Source organism: Streptomyces sp. P17 (assembly GCF_032436805.1).
GTDB lineage: Bacteria > Actinomycetota > Actinomycetes > Streptomycetales > Streptomycetaceae > Streptomyces.
On record NZ_JAVRBF010000003.1, the window covers coordinates 103,386 to 121,603 of the forward strand.

Annotated in this window: 17 protein-coding genes and 1 riboswitch; of the genes, 16 read left to right on the top strand and 1 reads right to left on the bottom strand. The window is 70.1% G+C overall.

The genetic code is table 11. From position 1 onward, the window contains the following. Window positions 1-142 precede the first annotated feature (142 nt). From hpnC to RMT89_RS02720, 13 genes are all read left to right on the top strand, one after another. Window positions 143-1,075, top strand: a complete 933-nt coding sequence (hpnC, locus tag RMT89_RS02660; RefSeq protein WP_399497482.1) for a squalene synthase HpnC — start codon at window positions 143-145, stop codon at window positions 1,073-1,075. After that, entirely contained in the window at window positions 1,072-2,022 is a 951-nt protein-coding gene (gene hpnD / locus RMT89_RS02665; RefSeq protein ID WP_315882258.1) for a presqualene diphosphate synthase HpnD, read from the top strand. Before hpnC ends, hpnD begins: the two co-directional genes overlap by 4 nt. After that, entirely contained in the window at window positions 2,022-2,162 is a 141-nt protein-coding gene (locus tag RMT89_RS02670) for a DUF6380 family protein (RefSeq protein WP_315882259.1), read from the top strand. The genes hpnD and RMT89_RS02670 overlap by 1 nt, the downstream gene beginning before the upstream one ends. After that, entirely contained in the window at window positions 2,159-3,553 is a 1,395-nt protein-coding gene (hpnE, locus tag RMT89_RS02675) for a hydroxysqualene dehydroxylase HpnE (RefSeq protein WP_315882260.1), read from the top strand. The genes RMT89_RS02670 and hpnE overlap by 4 nt, the downstream gene beginning before the upstream one ends. A gap of 62 nt (window positions 3,554-3,615) precedes the next feature. Continuing rightward, window positions 3,616-4,689 carry a polyprenyl synthetase family protein gene (locus RMT89_RS02680; RefSeq protein ID WP_315882261.1) on the top strand — a complete coding sequence of 358 codons (1,074 nt, stop codon included), beginning with the start codon at window positions 3,616-3,618 and terminating at the stop codon, window positions 4,687-4,689. Window positions 4,690-4,808: 119 nt separating this feature from the next. Continuing rightward, window positions 4,809-6,800, top strand: coding sequence for a squalene--hopene cyclase (shc, locus tag RMT89_RS02685; RefSeq protein WP_315882262.1), 1,992 nt, complete (start codon window positions 4,809-4,811; stop codon window positions 6,798-6,800). Further along, complete coding sequence (locus tag RMT89_RS02690) at window positions 6,800-7,441, top strand: 1-hydroxy-2-methyl-2-butenyl 4-diphosphate reductase (protein WP_315882263.1); 642 nt, start codon at window positions 6,800-6,802, stop codon at window positions 7,439-7,441. The genes shc and RMT89_RS02690 overlap by 1 nt, the downstream gene beginning before the upstream one ends. 5 nt (window positions 7,442-7,446) lie before the next feature. Further along, window positions 7,447-8,469 (top strand): adenosyl-hopene transferase HpnH, encoded by a 1,023-nt coding sequence (hpnH, locus tag RMT89_RS02695; protein WP_186280410.1) that lies wholly within the window; start codon window positions 7,447-7,449, stop codon window positions 8,467-8,469. Between the two features lie 4 nt (window positions 8,470-8,473). After that, the gene (ispG, locus tag RMT89_RS02700) at window positions 8,474-9,631 is read left to right on the top strand and encodes a flavodoxin-dependent (E)-4-hydroxy-3-methylbut-2-enyl-diphosphate synthase (protein ID WP_315882264.1); all 1,158 of its coding nucleotides are present in this window, start codon (window positions 8,474-8,476) and stop codon (window positions 9,629-9,631) included. A gap of 25 nt (window positions 9,632-9,656) precedes the next feature. Then, window positions 9,657-11,549, top strand: coding sequence for a 1-deoxy-D-xylulose-5-phosphate synthase (gene dxs / locus RMT89_RS02705; protein ID WP_315882265.1), 1,893 nt, complete (start codon window positions 9,657-9,659; stop codon window positions 11,547-11,549). Next, window positions 11,546-12,931: an aspartate aminotransferase family protein gene (locus RMT89_RS02710; protein WP_315882266.1), complete on the top strand. Its 1,386-nt coding sequence runs from the start codon at window positions 11,546-11,548 to the stop codon at window positions 12,929-12,931. The genes dxs and RMT89_RS02710 overlap by 4 nt, the downstream gene beginning before the upstream one ends. A gap of 62 nt (window positions 12,932-12,993) precedes the next feature. Beyond that, a complete protein-coding gene (locus tag RMT89_RS02715; RefSeq protein WP_315882267.1) occupies window positions 12,994-13,605 on the top strand; it encodes an XRE family transcriptional regulator in 612 nt (203 codons plus the stop codon). Further along, window positions 13,602-13,724: a DUF6126 family protein gene (locus RMT89_RS02720; RefSeq protein WP_315882268.1), complete on the top strand. Its 123-nt coding sequence runs from the start codon at window positions 13,602-13,604 to the stop codon at window positions 13,722-13,724. The genes RMT89_RS02715 and RMT89_RS02720 overlap by 4 nt, the downstream gene beginning before the upstream one ends. A gap of 9 nt (window positions 13,725-13,733) precedes the next feature. On the opposite strand, the gene RMT89_RS02725 is transcribed toward RMT89_RS02720, so the two are convergent. Then, window positions 13,734-14,519 carry a tyrosine-protein phosphatase gene (locus tag RMT89_RS02725; RefSeq protein ID WP_315882269.1) on the bottom strand — a complete coding sequence of 262 codons (786 nt, stop codon included), beginning with the start codon at window positions 14,517-14,519 and terminating at the stop codon, window positions 13,734-13,736. Window positions 14,520-15,011: 492 nt separating this feature from the next. After that, window positions 15,012-15,171: riboswitch (cyclic di-AMP (ydaO/yuaA leader) on the top strand. Between the two features lie 4 nt (window positions 15,172-15,175). On the opposite strand from RMT89_RS02725, the gene RMT89_RS02730 reads away from it, so the two are divergent. From RMT89_RS02730 to RMT89_RS02740, 3 genes are all read left to right on the top strand, one after another. Further along, a complete protein-coding gene (locus RMT89_RS02730; RefSeq protein ID WP_315882270.1) occupies window positions 15,176-16,147 on the top strand; it encodes a LysM peptidoglycan-binding domain-containing M23 family metallopeptidase in 972 nt (323 codons plus the stop codon). Between the two features lie 141 nt (window positions 16,148-16,288). Beyond that, on the top strand, window positions 16,289-17,002 hold the full coding sequence (locus tag RMT89_RS02735; protein ID WP_315882271.1) for a DUF6250 domain-containing protein: 714 nt from the start codon (window positions 16,289-16,291) through the stop codon (window positions 17,000-17,002). A gap of 145 nt (window positions 17,003-17,147) precedes the next feature. Continuing rightward, window positions 17,148-17,933 carry an SGNH/GDSL hydrolase family protein gene (locus RMT89_RS02740; protein WP_315882272.1) on the top strand — a complete coding sequence of 262 codons (786 nt, stop codon included), beginning with the start codon at window positions 17,148-17,150 and terminating at the stop codon, window positions 17,931-17,933. Window positions 17,934-18,218 lie beyond the last annotated feature (285 nt).

Genomic DNA, 18,218 nt, shown 5'->3' on the forward strand with positions numbered 1-18,218 from the left:
GGGCGATAATGCCCCACACCCTCTGCTGGGGAGCCCGCGCGGACGGCCGGGCGGCGTGTCCGAAATAGTGTGCATTGGGTCGGCGGTGTAGAACGGGAGATGTGACGGCAATGGCTACGGAAACTCCCCAGCTCAACGCAGCATGTGCCGTCCCCGCCCCGGGCAGTCCGCGGTGACGGGAACCGGCACACCGCACGCCGGTGTCACGGAGCGCGGCACGCTCGGCAAGGCCGCGCACGAGAACTTCCCCGTGGCCCCGTTCTTCCTGCCCCGGGCCTGGCGCACCGACCTCATGGCCGTCTACGGCTTCGCGCGCCTCGTCGACGACATCGGCGACGGCGATCTGGCCCCCGGCGGCGCCGACGCCCGACTGCTCGGCGTGTCGGCCACGGACGCCGACGACCGCCTGCTGATGCTGGACGCCTTCGAGGCCGACCTGCGACGCGTGTTCGACGCGACCCCCCGTCACCCCCTGCTGCGCCGTCTGCAGCCCACGGTCCGCCGGTGCTCGCTGACCGCCGAGCCGTTCCTCGGCCTGATCGAGGCCAACCGCCAGGACCAGCTCGTCAGCCGCTACGAGACCTACGACGACCTGCTTGCCTACTGCGAACTGTCCGCCAACCCCGTCGGACATCTCGTCCTCGCCGTCACCGGCACCGCCACCCCCGAGCGGATCCGCCGCTCCGACGCGATCTGCACCGCCCTCCAGATCGTCGAGCACCTCCAGGACGTCGCCGAGGACCTCGGCCGCGACCGCATCTACCTGCCCGCCGAGGACATGAAGCGCTTTCACGTCCAGGAGGCGGATCTCGCCACGAAAACCGCGGGCGCGTCGCTGCGCGCACTGGTTGCATACGAAGCACAACGCGCCCGCGATCTCCTGAATGAAGGCGCCCCCCTGGTGGGTAGCGTCCACGGCAGGCTGAGACTGCTGCTCGCGGGGTTCGTGGCGGGGGGAAGGGCGGCGATCCACGCGATCGCCGCCGCCGAATACGACGTACTTCCCGGCCCGCCCAAGCCCGGCAAGGTTCAGCTGCTGCGCGAGGTGGGCGTGACTCTGCGAGGAGAGGGGTGATCCGGACCGTGGAGTTCGCACCACACGCGTCCGCACCGGTACTCGCCGCCTACAGCTATTGCGAGGCCGTCACCGGACAGCAGGCCCGTAACTTCGCGTACGGCATCCGGCTGCTGCCCACACCCAAGCGCCGCGCGATGTCGGCGCTGTACGCGTTCTCGCGCCGTGTCGACGACATCGGTGACGGGGTGCTGGCCGGCGAGGTCAAGGTGGCCAGACTTGAGGACACCCGGGCGCTGCTCACCCGGGTGCGGGACGGTGCGGTCGACGAGGACGACACGGACCCGGTCGCGGTCGCCCTCGCCCATGCCGCCGAGGTCTTCCCGATCCCGCTGGACGGCCTGGACGAGCTGATCGACGGCGTGCTGATGGACGTACGCGGCGAGACATACGAGACCTGGGACGACCTGAAGGTGTACTGCCGCTGTGTGGCGGGCGCCATCGGGCGGCTCTCGCTCGGGGTGTTCGGCACCGAACCGGGGGCGCGCGGCGCCGAGCGCGCGCCGGAGTATGCCGACACGCTCGGGCTCGCGCTTCAACTCACCAACATCCTGAGGGACGTGCGCGAGGACGCCGAGGGGGGCCGCACCTATCTGCCCGCCGACGACCTCGCCAAGTTCGGCTGCTCGGCCGGGTTCGCCGGGCCGGTCGTGCCGGAGGGCGCCGACTTCGCGGGCCTCGTGCACTTCGAAGTGCGTCGGGCCCGCGCCCTTTTCGCCGAGGGCTACCGGCTGCTCCCGATGCTCGACCGGCGCAGCGGTGCCTGTGTCGCCGCCATGGCCGGCATCTACCGCCGTCTGCTGGACCGCATCGAGCGCGAGCCGGAGGCGGTGCTGCGCGGGCGGGTCTCGCTGCCGGGACGCGAGAAGGCGTACGTCGCCGTACGCGGTCTGTCCGGTCTGGACACCCGGCATGTGTCGCGGCGGACCCTCAGGAGGCGAGCCTGATGGACAATTCGGTCCAAGGTGATGCCGTCGGAGAAAAGTGGCAGGCAACCCTCCGCGGTGCGGCGGCGTCCCTGACTGAGACGGCCGGCCGTGCACCGTTCAAGCACCGCGGCGGCCGTTCGGGGGAGGGCACACGATGACCGACGGCATCACGACCGGAGGCGACGCCGTCGTGGTCGGCGGCGGACTCGCCGGCATCACCGCGGCGCTGGCGCTCGCCGACGCCGGAGTGCGGGTGACGCTCCTGGAGGGCAGGCCACGCCTCGGGGGACTCGCCTTCTCCTTCCAGCGCGGCGACCTCACCGTCGACAACGGCCAGCACGTCTATCTGCGCTGCTGCACCGCCTACCGCTGGTTCCTCGACCGTATCGAGGGCACCGCGCTGGCGCCGCTGCAGGATCGTCTCGACGTGCCCGTACTCGACCTGGCCAAGCCCGAGGGGCGGCGTCTTGGCAGGATCCAGCGCGATCCGCTGCCCGTACCCCTGCACCTGGGGCGCAGCCTCGCCACCTACCCGCACCTCTCCCTCACCGAGCGCGCCGCCGTCGGGCGTGCCGCGCTCGCGCTGATGGGGCTCGACCTCGCCGATCCGGCCCTGGACGCACAGAACTTCGGCAGCTGGCTGGCCGCGCACGGTCAGTCCGCGCGGGCCGTGCAGGCGCTGTGGAACCTGGTCGGGATCGCCACCCTCAACGCGGTCGCGGACGACTCCTCACTGGGGCTCGCCGCGATGGTGTTCAAGACCGGTCTGCTGTCCGACCCGGGCGCGGCCGACATCGGATGGGCGCACGTCCCGCTGGGCGAACTGCACGACCGGCTGGCCCGCAAGGCGCTCGACTCCGCGGGCGTGCGTACCGAGGTCCGTACACGCGTCACCTCCATCTCCACTGAGTCCAACGGCCGTTGGAACGTCCAGGTTCCCGGCGAGGCGCTCCGGGCGGACGCCGTCGTCCTCGCCGTACCGCAGAGCGAGGCCCACGACCTGCTGCCCGACGGCGCCCTGGACGACCCCGGACGACTGCTGAGGATCGGCACCGCACCGATCCTGAACGTCCATGTCGTCTACGACCGCCCCGTGCTCAGCACCCCCTTCTTCGCCGCCCTCGGCACTCCGGTGCAGTGGGTGTTCGACCGGACCGACTCCTCCGGGCTGCGTGACGGGCAGTACCTCGCGCTGTCCCAGTCGGCCGCGCACCACGAGATCGACGCGCCGGTGGCCCAGCTGCGCGAGAAGTACCTGCCGGAGCTGGCCCGGCTGCTGCCGCTGGCCCGCAAGGCAGAGGTGAGGGACTTCTTCGTGACCCGGGAGCGCACGGCGACGTTCGCGCCCACCCCCGGTGTCGGGCGGCTGCGGCCCGGCACCCGTACCAAGGCCCCCGGCCTCTATCTGGCCGGAGCGTGGACCGCCACAGGGTGGCCCGCGACCATGGAGAGTGCGGTCCGCAGCGGTGTGAGCGCGGCCGACGCCGCGCTGAGCGCCCTGGGCCGGCCCCGCCCCCGCCACCTCTTCGAAGTAGAGGAGGCGGCGTGATGCTCGATCAGCACCCGGCGGCAGGCACCCGCACCCCCGGTACCGCAACAAGAGGAGAGACTGTGCCCACTGTGCCCCCGGCCTCGAAGGCCGCTGGAGCGACCGCGGTGGACGTGACCGCGCTCCTGGAGCGCGGCCGGACCCTGGCCACACCGGTACTGAGGGCGGCGATCGACCGTCTGGCGCCCCCCATGGACACCGTCTCCGCCTACCACTTCGGCTGGATCGACGCCCAGGGCAGGCCCACCGCCGGGGACGGCGGCAAGGCCGTGCGCCCCGCCCTCGCCGTGGTCTCCGCCGAGGTCACCGGCGCCGCGCCCGAGGTCGGCATCCCCGGCGCGGTGGCCGTCGAACTGGTCCACAACTTCTCGCTCCTGCACGACGACCTGATGGACGGCGACGAGCAGCGCCGGCACCGCGACACGGTGTGGAAGGTGCACGGCCCCGCCCAGGCCATCCTGGTCGGCGACGCCCTGTTCGCCCTCGCCAACGAGCTGCTGCTGGAACTCGGCACCGTCGAGGCCGGCCGCGCCACCCGCCGGCTGACCGCCGCCACCCGGGCCCTGATCGACGGACAGGCCCAGGACATCTCCTACGAGCACCGCGACCGCGTCAGCGTCGAGGAGTGCCTGGAGATGGAGGGCAACAAGACCGGCGCCCTGCTGGCCTGCGCCAGCTCCATCGGCGCCGTGCTCGGCGGCACGGACGACCGCACCGCCGACACGCTGGAGAAGTACGGCTACCACCTCGGCCTCGCCTTCCAGGCCGTCGACGACCTGCTCGGCATCTGGGGGGACCCGGTCTCCACCGGCAAGCAGACCTGGAGCGATCTGCGTCAGCGCAAGAAGTCCCTGCCGGTCGTGGCCGCGCTCGCGGCGGGCGGCGCCGCCTCCGACCAGCTCGGCGAACTGCTCGCCGCCGACGCCAAGAGCAGCGACTTCGAGAACTTCTCGGAACAGGAGTTCGCCGCCCGCGCCGCCCTCATCGAGGAGGCCGGCGGCCGCGAGTGGACCGCCGAAGAGGCACGCCGTCAGCACACCATCGCCATCGAAGCCCTGGACGCCGTCGACATGCCCGACCGGGTGCGCGCGCAGTTCACGGCACTCGCCGACTTCGTCGTCGTACGAAAGAGATGATCACTATCGGTCGAATAGCCCTCGCGTAGTCGCCGGCCGGTGTCGTGAGATCGACGCGCACCGGCCGACGGCGGACCCACAGCAGACGCACCACTTGCACACTGCACGAAGGGGAAGCCATGACAGCGACGACCGACGGAAGCACCGGGGCCCTGCCGCCCCGCGCTGCCGCGGCCAGCGAAACCGACAGCACCACCCCCGTGGCGGCGGGGGTTCATGACGCCGCCGAGCGTGCCGTCCGGCGTGCCACCGACTTCCTGCTGTCCCGGCAGGACGCCCAGGGCTGGTGGAAGGGCGACCTGGAGACGAACGTCACCATGGACGCCGAGGACCTGCTGCTCCGTCAGTTCCTGGGCATCCGGGACGAGTCCACCACCCACGCCGCCGCTCTGTTCATCCGAGGCGAGCAGCGGGCGGACGGCGCCTGGGCCACCTTCTACGGCGGACCGGGCGAACTCTCCGCCACCATCGAGGCCTACGTCGCCCTCCGCCTGGCCGGCGACGCGCCGGACGCGCCGCACATGGCGAAGGCGTCGAAGTGGATCCGGGCCCAGGGCGGCATCGCTGCCGCACGTGTCTTCACCCGGATCTGGCTGGCCCTGTTCGGCTGGTGGAAGTGGGAGGACCTGCCCGAACTCCCGCCCGAGCTCATCTACTTCCCGACCTGGGTGCCGCTCAACATCTACGACTTCGGCTGCTGGGCCCGGCAGACCATCGTCCCGTTGACGATCGTCTCCGCCAAGCGGCCGGTACGGCCCGCGCCCTTCCCTCTGGACGAACTGCACACCGATCCGGCGAACCCCAATCCGCCCAAGCCCCTTGCTCCGGCGGCGAGTTGGGACGGCGCCTTCCAGCGGCTCGACAAGGCGCTGCACCAGCTGCGCAAGGTCGCCCCCCGCAGGCTGCGCCGGGCCGCGATGAACACCGCCGCCCGCTGGATCATCGAACGGCAGGAGAACGACGGCTGCTGGGGCGGTATCCAGCCCCCGGCGGTGTACTCGATCATCGCCCTGCATCTGCTCGGCTACGACCTCGAACACCCCGTGATCCGCGAGGGTTTGGCGTCGTTGGACCGGTTCGCCGTCTGGCGCGAGGACGGGGCCAGGATGATCGAGGCCTGCCAGTCCCCGGTGTGGGACACCTGCCTCGCGACCATCGCGCTCGCCGACGCCGGGGTGCCCGCCGACCATCCGCAACTGGTCAAGGCCGCCGACTGGATGCTCGGCGAGGAGATCGTCCGGCCCGGCGACTGGGCCGTGAAGCGGCCGGGGCTGCCGCCCGGCGGCTGGGCGTTCGAGTTCCACAACGACAACTACCCCGACATCGACGACACCGCCGAGGTGGTCCTCGCGCTGCGCCGGGTGCGGCACCACGACCCGGAGCGGGTGGAGAAGGCGATCGGGCGGGGGGTGCGCTGGAACCTCGGTATGCAGTCCAGGAACGGGGCGTGGGGCGCCTTCGACGTCGACAACACGAGCCCCTTCCCCAACCGGCTGCCGTTCTGCGACTTCGGCGAGGTCATCGACCCGCCCTCGGCCGATGTCACCGCCCATGTCGTCGAGATGCTCGCGGTCGAGGGCCTCGCCCACGACCCGCGCACCCGGCGGGGCATCCAGTGGCTGCTCGCCGAACAGGAGCCGGACGGCTCGTGGTTCGGACGCTGGGGTGTCAACTACATCTACGGCACGGGGTCCGTCGTACCCGCCCTCACGGCCGCCGGAATCCCCCCCTCGCACCCGGCGATCCGGCGGGCCGTGGTCTGGCTGGAGTCCGTCCAGAACGACGACGGCGGCTGGGGCGAGGACCTGCGCTCCTACAAGGACGTCAAGGGCTGGAGCGGCCGGGGCGCCTCCACCGCCTCACAGACCGCGTGGGCGCTGATGGCGCTGCTGGCCGCGGGGGAGAAGGACTCCAAGGCCGTGGAGCGCGGCATCGAGTGGCTCGCGGTCACCCAGCGCGAGGACGGCTCCTGGGACGAGCCGTACTTCACCGGCACCGGGTTCCCCTGGGACTTCTCGATCAACTATCACCTCTACCGGCAGGTGTTCCCGCTCACCGCGCTCGGCCGGTACGTGCACGGCGAGCCCTTCGCCGAGGCCAAGGGGGGCTGATGAGCACACAGCCCGCTCCGGCGCCGCTGCTGATCGCCTGCGCGCTCGGCATCGAGCACTTCGCCCTGCGCACCGGCGGTCACAGCGAGGCCGGCGGGCCGGTCACCGTTCTGCGGACCGGCATGGGACCCAAGGCGGCCGAGCGGTCCGTCACCCGGGTTCTCGCCGGTCCGGCGCTCGCCGGGGCCGCCGTGCTCGCCACGGGCTTCTGCGCGGGGCTCGCTCCCGGGATGCACCCCGGCGACCTGGTCGTCGCCGAGGAGACCCGGGATCCGCGCGGGACCACCGAGTGCGTCGCGACCGAGCTGCTCGTCAAGGAACTCACCCGCGCCGTACCGGGGCGCACCGTCCACACCGGACCGCTCACCGGCTCCGATCACGTGGTCCGTGGTCAGGAACGGTCCGATCTGCTCTCGACCGGCGCAATCGCGGTCGACATGGAGTCGGCGGCGACGCTCCTGAGCGCCGTGCGCGCCGGTGAGCGCCCCGTTGCGGCCGTACGGGTGGTCGTGGACGCTCCAGAACATGAACTCGTCCGGATCGGCACGGTGCGCGGGGGAATATCAGCGTTCCGTGTCCTTAGGTCGGTCCTTCCCGCTTTCTTCGAATGGCACCGTTCTTTGCTGCTCCCCAGGAGGTGAGCCAGATGGCCATGCCGCTGCGTCAGTCCATCAAGGTCGCTACTTACTTGGCCGAACAAAAGCTCCGCAAGCGCGACAAGTTCCCGCTGATCGTCGAGCTGGAACCGCTTTTCGCGTGCAACCTCAAGTGCGAGGGATGCGGCAAGATCCAGCACCCGGCGGGGGTGCTCAAGCAGCGCATGCCGGTCGCACAGGCCGTGGGAGCGGTGCTCGAATCCGGCGCGCCGATGGTGTCCATCGCCGGCGGTGAGCCCCTGATGCACCCTCAGATCGACGAGATCGTACGGCAGTTGGTCGCCAAGCGGAAATACGTCTTCCTGTGCACCAATGCCATGCTGCTGCGCAAGAAGATGGACAAGTTCAAGCCCTCGCCCTACTTCGCCTTCGCCGTGCACATCGACGGCCTGCGCGAGCGCCACGACGAGTCGGTGGCCAAGGAGGGCGTGTTCGACGAGGCCGTGGAGGCGATCAAGGAGGCCAAGCGGCGCGGCTTCCGGGTCACCACCAACTCCACCTTCTTCAACACCGACACCCCGCAGACCATCATCGAGGTCCTCAACTTCCTCAACGACGACCTCAAGGTCGACGAGATGATGATCTCGCCCGCCTACGCCTACGAGAAGGCGCCCGACCAGGAGCACTTCCTGGGCGTCGAGCAGACCCGCGAGCTGTTCAAGAAGGCATTCGCGGGCGGCAACCGGCGCCGCTGGCGGCTCAACCACTCCCCGCTCTTCCTGGACTTCCTGGAGGGCAAGGTCGACTTCCCGTGCACCGCGTGGGCGATCCCGAACTACTCCCTCTTCGGCTGGCAGCGCCCCTGCTACCTGATGAGCGACGGCTATGTGCCGACGTACCGCGAACTCATCGAGGAGACCGACTGGGACAAGTACGGCCGCGGCAAGGACCCGCGCTGCGCCAACTGCATGGCGCACTGCGGCTACGAGCCCACCGCCGTCCTCGCCACCATGGGCTCCCTGAAGGAGTCGCTGCGCGCCATGCGCGAGACGGTCAACGGAAACCGGGAGTGACGTCATGACCGCCATCCCCTTGGGCGTCCCCGAGGTACCGGTCCGGCCGATCGCCGAGCGGCGCCTGTCGCGCCGGATCCAGGTCGGGCCGGTGGCGGTCGGGGGCGGGGCCCCGGTGTCGGTGCAGTCGATGACCACGACCCGTACGTCGGACATCGGCGCCACCCTGCAGCAGATCGCCGAACTCACCGCGTCCGGCTGCCAGATCGTCCGCGTCGCCTGCCCCACGCAGGACGACGCGGACGCCCTCGCGACCATCGCGCGCAAGTCGCAGATCCCGGTGATCGCGGACATCCACTTCCAGCCCAAGTACGTGTTCGCCGCGATCGAGGCCGGCTGTGCGGCCGTACGCGTCAATCCCGGCAACATCAAGCAGTTCGACGACAAGGTGAAGGAGATCGCACGGGCCGCGGCGGATCACGGCACGCCGATCCGGATCGGGGTCAACGCGGGCTCGCTGGACCGGCGGCTGCTGCAGAAGTACGGGAAGGCGACGCCGGAGGCGCTGGTCGAGAGCGCGCTGTGGGAGGCCTCGCTGTTCGAGGAGCACGGGTTCCGGGACATCAAGATCTCGGTGAAGCACAACGACCCCGTGGTGATGGTCAGCGCCTATCAGCTGCTCGCCGAGCAGTGCGACTACCCGCTGCACCTGGGGGTGACGGAGGCGGGCCCGGCGTTCCAGGGGACGATCAAGTCGGCGGTGGCCTTCGGGGCGCTGCTCAGCCGGGGCATCGGCGACACGATCCGTGTCTCGCTGAGCGCCCCGCCTGCCGAGGAGGTCAAGGTCGGCATCCAGATCCTGGAGTCCCTGGGGCTGAGGCAGCGAAGGCTTGAGATCGTCTCGTGCCCGTCCTGCGGGCGCGCCCAGGTCGATGTCTACAAGCTCGCCGACGAGGTCACGGCCGGCCTGGAGGGCATGGAAGTGCCCCTGCGGGTGGCCGTCATGGGGTGTGTGGTCAACGGTCCCGGCGAGGCCCGGGAGGCGGACCTGGGGGTCGCCTCCGGCAACGGCAAGGGGCAGATCTTCGTGAAGGGCGAGGTCGTCAAGACCGTGCCCGAGTCGAAGATCGTGGAGACCCTCATCGAGGAGGCGATGAAGATCGCCGAGCAGATGGAGCAGGACGGCGTCGAGTCGGGGGAGCCGGCCGTCACCGTGAGTTGAGCAGGCGGACCGAAGGGGGCCCGACGTGACGATTCTGGAGAACATCCGGGGACCACGCGACCTGAAGGCGCTGTCCGAGCCGGAACTCGGGGAACTGTCCGACGAGATCAGGGAGTTCCTGGTGCACGCGGTCGCCAGGACCGGCGGACATCTCGGGCCCAACCTGGGGGTGGTGGAACTCTCCATCGCGCTCCACCGGGTCTTCGAGTCGCCGGTCGACCGTATCGTGTGGGACACCGGCCATCAGAGCTATGTGCACAAGTTGTTGACGGGACGTCAGGACTTCTCCAAGCTGCGCGGCAAGGGCGGCCTGTCCGGATACCCCTCGCGCGAGGAGTCCGAGCACGACATCGTCGAGAACAGCCACGCCTCCACCGCGCTCGGCTGGGCCGACGGGCTCGCCAAGGCCCGCCAGGTGCAGGGCGAGAAGGGCCATGTCGTCGCGGTCATCGGCGACGGCGCGCTCACCGGCGGTATGGCCTGGGAGGCGCTGAACAACATCGCGGCCGCCAAGGACCGGCCGCTGATCATCGTCGTCAACGACAACGAGCGGTCGTACGCGCCGACCATCGGGGGGCTCGCCAACCACCTCGCGACCCTGCGCACCACCGACGGCTACGAGAAGGTCCTGGCCTGGGGCAAGGACGTCCTGCTGCGCACGCCGGTCGTCGGACACACCGTCTACGAGGCCCTGCACGGTGCCAAGAAGGGCTTCAAGGACGCCTTCGCACCGCAGGGCCTGTTCGAGGACCTGGGTCTGAAGTACGTCGGGCCCATCGACGGACACGACATCGGCGCCGTCGAGTCCGCGCTGCGCCGCGCGAAACGCTTCCACGGGCCCGTCCTGGTCCACTGCCTCACCGAGAAGGGCCGCGGCTACGAGCCCGCCCTCGCCCACGAGGAGGACCACTTCCACACCGTCGGTGTGATGGACCCGCTCACCTGCGAGCCGCTCGCGCCGTCCAACGGCCCTTCCTGGACCTCGGTGTTCGGCGACGAGATCGTGAGGATCGGGGAGGAGCGGGAGGACGTCGTGGCGATCACGGCGGCCATGCTGCACCCGGTGGGGCTCGGCAAGTTCGCCCAGAGGTTCCCGGACCGGGTCTGGGACGTCGGCATCGCCGAGCAGCATGCCGCTGTGTCCGCCGCGGGGCTCGCCACCGGCGGCGTCCATCCCGTCGTCGCCGTCTACGCCACCTTCCTCAACCGCGCTTTCGACCAGCTCCTGATGGACGTCGCCCTGCACCGCTGCGGGGTGACCTTCGTCCTGGACCGGGCCGGTGTCACCGGCGTCGACGGCGCTTCCCACAACGGCATGTGGGACCTGTCGATCCTCCAGGTCGTCCCCGGCCTCAGGATCGCCGCGCCGCGCGACGCCGACCAACTGCGGGCGCAGCTCAGGGAGGCCGTCGCCGTGGACGACGCGCCGACGCTGGTCCGGTTCCCGAAGGAGTCCGTGGGGCCGTCGATCCCGGCGCTGGACAGGGTCGGCGGCCTGGACGTGCTGCACCGGGGCGATCGGCCCGAGGTGCTCCTGGTGGCCGTCGGCGTGATGGCTCCCGTCTGTCTGCAGGCCGCCGAGTTGCTGGCGGCGCGGGGCATCAACTGCACGGTCGTCGACCCGCGTTGGGTCAAGCCCGTCGACCCGGCGCTGCCCGGCCTGGCCGCCGGACACCGGCTGGTGGCCGTCGTCGAGGACAACAGCCGTGCCGCCGGGGTGGGCGCCGCCGTGGCGCTGGCCCTCGGTGACGCCGATGTCGATGTCCCGGTACGGCGGTTCGGGATCCCCGAGCAGTTCCTCGCCCACGCCAAACGCGGCGAGGTGCTGGCCGACATCGGGCTCACGCCCGTCGAGGTCGCCGGACGGATCAGCGCGAGCCTGGCCGTCCAGGAGCCAGTCAAGGAGACAGCGGAATGACCACGGAGTTCGACCTCGGCGCGCTACTGGCCGAGCGCGGAGCCGAGCGCTATGAGCTGCACGGCAAGTACCTGAACCACCAGCTCCCGCGCATGCTGCACACCATCGGCTTCGACAAGGTCTACGAGCGCGCCGAGGGCGCCTACTTCTGGGACGCGGACGGCGCCGACTACCTGGACATGCTCGCCGGGTTCGGGGTGATGGGCCTGGGCCGCCATCACCCCGTCGTCCGCACGGCGCTGCACGACGTCCTCGACGCCCAGCTCGCCGACCTCACCCGCTTCGACTGCCAGCCCCTGCCCGGGCTGCTCGCCGAGAAGCTCCTCGCGCACAGCCCGCACCTGGACCGGGTGTTCTTCGGCAACAGCGGCACCGAGGCGGTCGAGACCGCCCTGAAGTTCGCCCGCCGCGCCACCGGCAGACCCCGGGTCCTGTACTGCGAGCACGCCTTCCACGGTCTGACCACCGGCTCGCTGTCCGTCAACGGTGAGGACGGCTTCCGGGACGGCTTCGCCCCGCTGTTGCCCGACACGGCCGTACCCCTCGGTGATCTCGACGCGCTGGCGCGGGAGTTGAAGAAGGGCGATGTCGCCGCCCTGATCGTCGAGCCGATCCAGGGCAAGGGAGTCCACGAGGCCCCGCCCGGCTGTCTGCGGGCCGCGCAGGAGCTGCTGCACAAGCACAAGGCTCTGCTCATCGCCGACGAGGTGCAGACCGGGCTCGGACGGACCGGGGACTTCTACGCCTACCAGCACGAGGACGGTGTCGAGCCGGACCTGGTGTGCGTGGCCAAGGCGCTGTCGGGTGGCTATGTGCCAGTCGGCGCCACGCTCGGCAAGGACTGGATCTTCAAGAAGGTCTACTCGTCCATGGACCGGGTGCTGGTGCACTCGGCGAGCTTCGGGTCCAACGCGCAGGCCATGGCCGCCGGGCTCGCCGTGCTGGCGGTCATGGAGAACGAGCAGATCGTCGCGAACGCCCGCGCCACCGGCGAGCTGCTGAAGTCACGGCTCGCCGCACTGGTCGACAAGTACGAGCTGCTCGCCGACGTACGCGGCCGGGGCTTGATGATCGGCATCGAGTTCGGCAGGCCCTCCTCGCTGAAACTGCGCAGCCGGTGGGCCATGCTCCAGGCGGCCCGCAAGGGACTGTTCGCGCAGATGGTCGTCGTACCGCTGCTGCAGCGGCACCGGATCCTCACCCAGGTCTCCGGCGACCATCTGGAGGTGATCAAGCTGATTCCGCCGCTGATCGTGGGCGAGCGGGAGGTGGACCGGTTCGTCGACGCCTTCACGGACGTGATGGACGACGCGCACACCGGGGGCGGCCTGATGTGGGACTTCGGGAAGACGCTGGTCAAGCAGGCCGTCGCCAACCGATAAGGAGTTTTGCCTCAGAGACAAGAAATTTGCCGCAGAGGCAAGGCTCCGGCTGAATGGAGAGCATGAGCTCTCCCGAGACCGGGCCGGCCGACGACCTGCCCCTGGTGGCGCCGCAGCTCCGTGCCCTGCGGCGCCGATCCGCCCTCACCCTTGAGGCCGCGGCCCGCTCCGCCGGTCTGTCGCCGGCCCACCTCTCCCGACTGGAGACCGGGCAGCGCCAGCCCTCGCTGCCGATGCTGCTCTCGCTCGCGCGTATCTACGGTACGACCGTCTCGGAGCTGCTCGGCGAGACGGTGGCCGACCGGGACGCCGTCGTACGCGCCGCCGACATGGAACCGACCGCGGCGGGCGGCTGGACGTACCGGCAGGCCGGCGCGCCCGGCCGCGGGATGCAGGCCCTGCGCCTGCACGTCCCCTTCGGCTCACAGGGCGACATCGTGCGGCTGCACCCCGGCGAGGAGTGGCTCTATGTCCTCACCGGGCGGCTCCGGCTGCGCCTCGGGGACACCACGCACCGGCTCGCGCCGGGCGACAGCGCCCACTTCGACTCGCTCACCCCGCATCGCATCGCCGCCCTGGACCAGGACGGCGTCGAGCTGCTGTTCGTCCACACCCTGCTGCAGAGCCCCACGGCCGCACTGTGCCTGGGCGCGACCCCCGGAGAGATGCCATGAGCGACATGGAGGAGAAGTTCCCGCGCGCCCTGTGGATCCGGCTGATCATCTACCTGGCGGTGGGACACGCCTTCGCCGCGTTCATCTACCTGCTGTTCGAGCTGGGGGCCAAGCAGTAGCCGCCGGGCTCAGTCGAGCAGCCGCTCCCGCAGCCGCTCGCGGATCTCGGGGGTGACCCTCAGCCCCTGCTCCAGGTAGGTGCCGACGCCGCCCCAGGTCGCCTCGATGGTGTCGAAGGCCGCCGTGAGGTACTCGGCGCGCGCGTCGAACAGGGGGCTGAGCAGCTCCATGACCTCGGGGGTGTAGGTGTTGTTGCGCTGCACCTTGTAGCGGCGGTGCTTGGCGTTGGACTCCAGGTAGTCGGCGAGGATCGCCTCGCGCTCCACCCCCAGGGCGAGCAGCGTCACCGCGATCGACAGGCCGGCCCGGTCCTTGCCGGCCGCGCAGTGCATCAGGGCCGGGACGCTGTCCTCGGCGAGGGCGTGCAGCACCTGGGAGTGCTCGGCGGTGCGCTCCTTGACGATCGTGCGGTACGACTCGATCATGCGGTTCGCGGCCTTGCCGTCGGCCAGGATCTCCCGCAGCTGCTCGATCTCGCCGTCGCGGACCATCTTCCAGAACTCGGCGCCGTCCGCGGGATCGGTCAGTGGAAGGTTCACATTCCGGACACCCGGCAGGTCGACGTCGGGGCCCTCCAGCTTCTGGTCCGCCGCGTTGCGGAAGTCGAAGACCGTGTGCAGGCCGAGGGAGCCGAGGAACGCCGCGTCCTGTTCGGTCGCGTGCGCGAGGTGGCCGCTGCGGTACAGCACTCCGTGCCGTATCCGCCGTCCGTCCGTGGTGGGCAGCCCGCCCACATCCCGGAAGTTGCGCACCGCGGCCAGCTCGGGCTCGGTCGACGGGACCTGCTGCGTCACTTGGGCTCCTCCCACCGGATCCCGCCGACTCGGCTCGCCGACGGGCACGCCTCGACGATACGACATGAATACCGACCCGCCATTGAATACGGCAAAACGGGCGAACAACGTTGAAACCCTGCTGATTCATCGCGGGTTTACGCGCCGACCTTGATGTGACGGTTATCCGACTGCGTCACATCTGGGCGTTCTGTCCGAATTGCAAGCTTCATTCCAACTCGCTCTGGAATAAAGGGGTGTGGAGCATCGTCACGTGAGCAGCGTCATATCCGTGACCGAGCGTCGCCCGTCATGTTCACGTAATTCAGGCGGTTTTCAAGGGCATTTGCCGGAACGGGGCATGTCCTAATGCACGGAAAGTGACGGGGAATTCTCACAAGGGATCAAGAGGTATGCCTTCGGGCGGAACCTTCTGCTTGTCCCTTTGCGTCTTGGTCGCTTACGTTCGCCACCAATCCGAGCGGACGCCTAATCCTGCCGCTGCTCGGAATCCGCACACACTCACCCGTACCTGGCAGGAGCGGGGGACCCACAGGCACCACCGCCTGGTCCGGTCTCCGGAACAGGCTTGGGGTCAAGTCGCGCCCAGCGCGCGGCCGGACATCTCCAGTCCGCACCCGACAGCTCACCTCGTAGGCGCCGGAGAGGAATTCGCCATGCCCGCGAAGGGTAAGCACCGCCGTCCCAAGACCCTGAGTTTCACCCGTTCGATCGCCGTCGCCGGAACCGGTGGCGCCGCGCTCGCCCTCCCGCTCCTGGGGGCCACCGGCGCTCATGCGGCACCGTCGCAGTCCGTTTCGGAAAAGGCCGTCCAGTCGGTCCAGTCGGTCCAGTCGGTCCAGTCGGCTCAGACCGCGGACAAGAAGGCGGCCGAGAAGAAGGCCACCAAGAAGAAGGCCACCGCGAAGACGTACACGGTGCGGTCGGGGGACTACCTTTCGAAGATCGCGAACGAGCAGAACGTCAGCGGTGGCTGGGAGAAGCTCTACCAGGACAACCGTGAGGCCGTCGGCAGCGACCCGTCGCTGATCCACCCCGGCCTGAAGCTGTCGATCGGCAAGAAGGCCGCGACGACGGACACCGCCGAGAAGCCGGCCGCCAAGTCCTCGTCGGACTCCGCGAACTCCTCGTCGGACTCCGCCAAGTCCTCGGAGGCTTCGCAGTCGACCGAGTCCAAGGCGACCACCACCACCACGCAGGCCGCCCAGTCCTCGGCCAGCGGCTTCAGCGCTCCTGCCCCCGGCGTCGGCGTCGGCACCGCCTACAAGGTCGCGGGCAGCATGTGGTCCAGCGGGTACCACACCGGCGTCGACTTCGTCGCCCCGGCCGGTGCCTCCCTCAAGGCCGTGGGTGCGGGCACCGTCGTCTCGGCCGGCTGGGCGGGCGCGTACGGCAACCAGGTCGTCATCCAACTCGCCGACGGCCGGTACGCGCAGTACGCCCACATGTCCTCGCTGTCCGTCTCCAGCGGTCAGGCGGTGACGGCGGGCCAGCAGGTCGGTCTCGTCGGCGCGACCGGCAACGTGACCGGCCCGCACCTGCACTTCGAGATCCGCACCACGCCGGACTACGGCTCGGACCTCGACCCGGTCGCCTACCTCAACTCCAAGGGCGTCTCCGTCGGCTGACGGACGTATCGCTGAAGAACCACCTGCCTGACACGCCACCGAAGGCCGGACCCCTGATCCCCGGGTCCGGTCTTCGGTGTTGTACGGGCCCCCGAGGGGTAAGCGCTTTCTGTTGCTGATCGCCCAAAGGAGCCCTGCCCCGTGACGACCACCCGAAGAGCCTTCGGCGCCCTGGCCGCCGGAGCCGCCCTGGCGGCCCTCGCCCCGGCGGCGGCAAGCGCGTCTCCCCGCCACCGCCGCCTCCTCGCCCGCGATGACTTCCGGCACGGTCTCGGCCGATGGGCCGTGGAGCTGGAGAAGGGCGGCAGTGTCACCGCCGCCCACGGCACCCTGGAAGTGGATGTGCCCGCGGGGGCGACGATCTGGTTCCGGGAGCGGCTCGAAGGGCCGTACGTCCTGGAGTACACGGCCACGCCGGTCTCCGAGGGCGGGGTCAACGACCGTGTCTCCGACCTCAACAACTTCTGGAACGCCGTCGACGTCCGGTCCCCCGTCGACCTCTTCGCCACGCCGAGGGGCGGGGCGCTGGCCGAGTACGACTACCTCAAGACGTACTACTCCGGCTACGGCGCCAACTACAACACCACGACGCGGCTGCGTCGGTACGTCGGCGAGCCGGGGGTGCGTCCGCTGCTCTACGACTACACCGAGCCGCTGCTGGTGCCGAACGAGCCGAACCGGGTCCGGATCGTCTCCGCCGGCCCGACCGTGCAGTGGTGGAACAACGGACGGCTCGTCTTCGACCACACCGACCCGGAGCCGTACACGGGCGGGCACTTCGCCTTCCGTACGACCTGGAGCCACTTCCGGATCAGCGGCTTCCGGGTGTGGAGGTTGTCGCCTCAACAGCCCTGATACGACGTCTATTCCGGAGTTGGCCAAGGCTTTAGGAGTGGCTTATCTCACCGCCCGTCAACCCCTGCCTACGGTCGCGTAGGTCACATTCGAAGGTGAATCATGAGCCGATGTGGCAGACGATTCGAAGAGTGACAACAGAGCAGTGATCGGGTCGTACGTGGCGGTGGGGGACAGCTTCACCGAGGGCGTCGGCGACCCCGGCCCGGACGGGGCGTTCGTCGGCTGGGCCGACCGGTTCGCGGTGCTGCTCGCGGACCGTCGGCCCGAGGGCGACTTCAGTTATACGAACCTGGCCGTACGCGGCAAGCTGCTGGACCAGATCGTGGCGGACCAGCTCCCGAGGGCCCTTGAACTCGCCCCGGACCTGGTCTCGTTCTGCGCGGGCGGCAACGACATCATCCGGCCCGGCACCGACCCCGACGAGGTCGCCGAGCGGTTCGAGCGGGCCATCGCCCGGCTCACCGAGGCCGTCGGCACCGTCATGGTGACGACCGGCTTCGACACCCGTGGCGTGCCGGTCCTCAAGCATCTGCGCGGCAAGATCGCCACTTACAACCTCCATGTGCGGTCCATCGCCGACCGGTACGGCTGCCCGGTGCTCGACCTGTGGTCCCTCAAGACCGTGCAGGACCGGCGCGCCTGGGACGACGACCGGCTGCATCTCTCGCCCGAAGGGCACACGCGCGTGGCGCTGCGCGCGGGCCAGGTCCTCGGCCTGGAGGTGCCGGCCGACCCGGACCAGCCCTGGCCACCGCTGCCGCCGCGCGGGACCTTGGAGGTCCGGCGGGACGATGTGCACTGGGCGCGCGAGTACCTGGTGCCGTGGATCGGACGGCGGCTGCGCGGGGAGTCGTCGGGCGACCATGTGACCGCCAAGGGCAGCCTGTCGCCGGACGACATCAAGCTGCGGATCGAGTCGGCGGTGTGAGGTGCGTGGGGGCGCGTGGGGTGGGCTTGCTCAGAGGGTGGTCCGTCGGGGGGTGGTCCGTCGCGGGGGCGCGGAGACGCGGAATGAGTCCGTGGTCCGTGGTCCGAGGTGCGCGTGGCTCGGCTCGCTCAGTGAAGGAGTGGCCTGTCGCCGGTGGCGCGGAGATGTGGATCGAGTCGGCGGTGTGAGGTGCGTGGGGGCGCGTGGGGCGGGCTCGCTCAGAGGGTGGTCCGTCGCGGGGTGGCGCGGAGATGCGGAGCGAGTCGGCCGTCTGAGGTTGTCCGG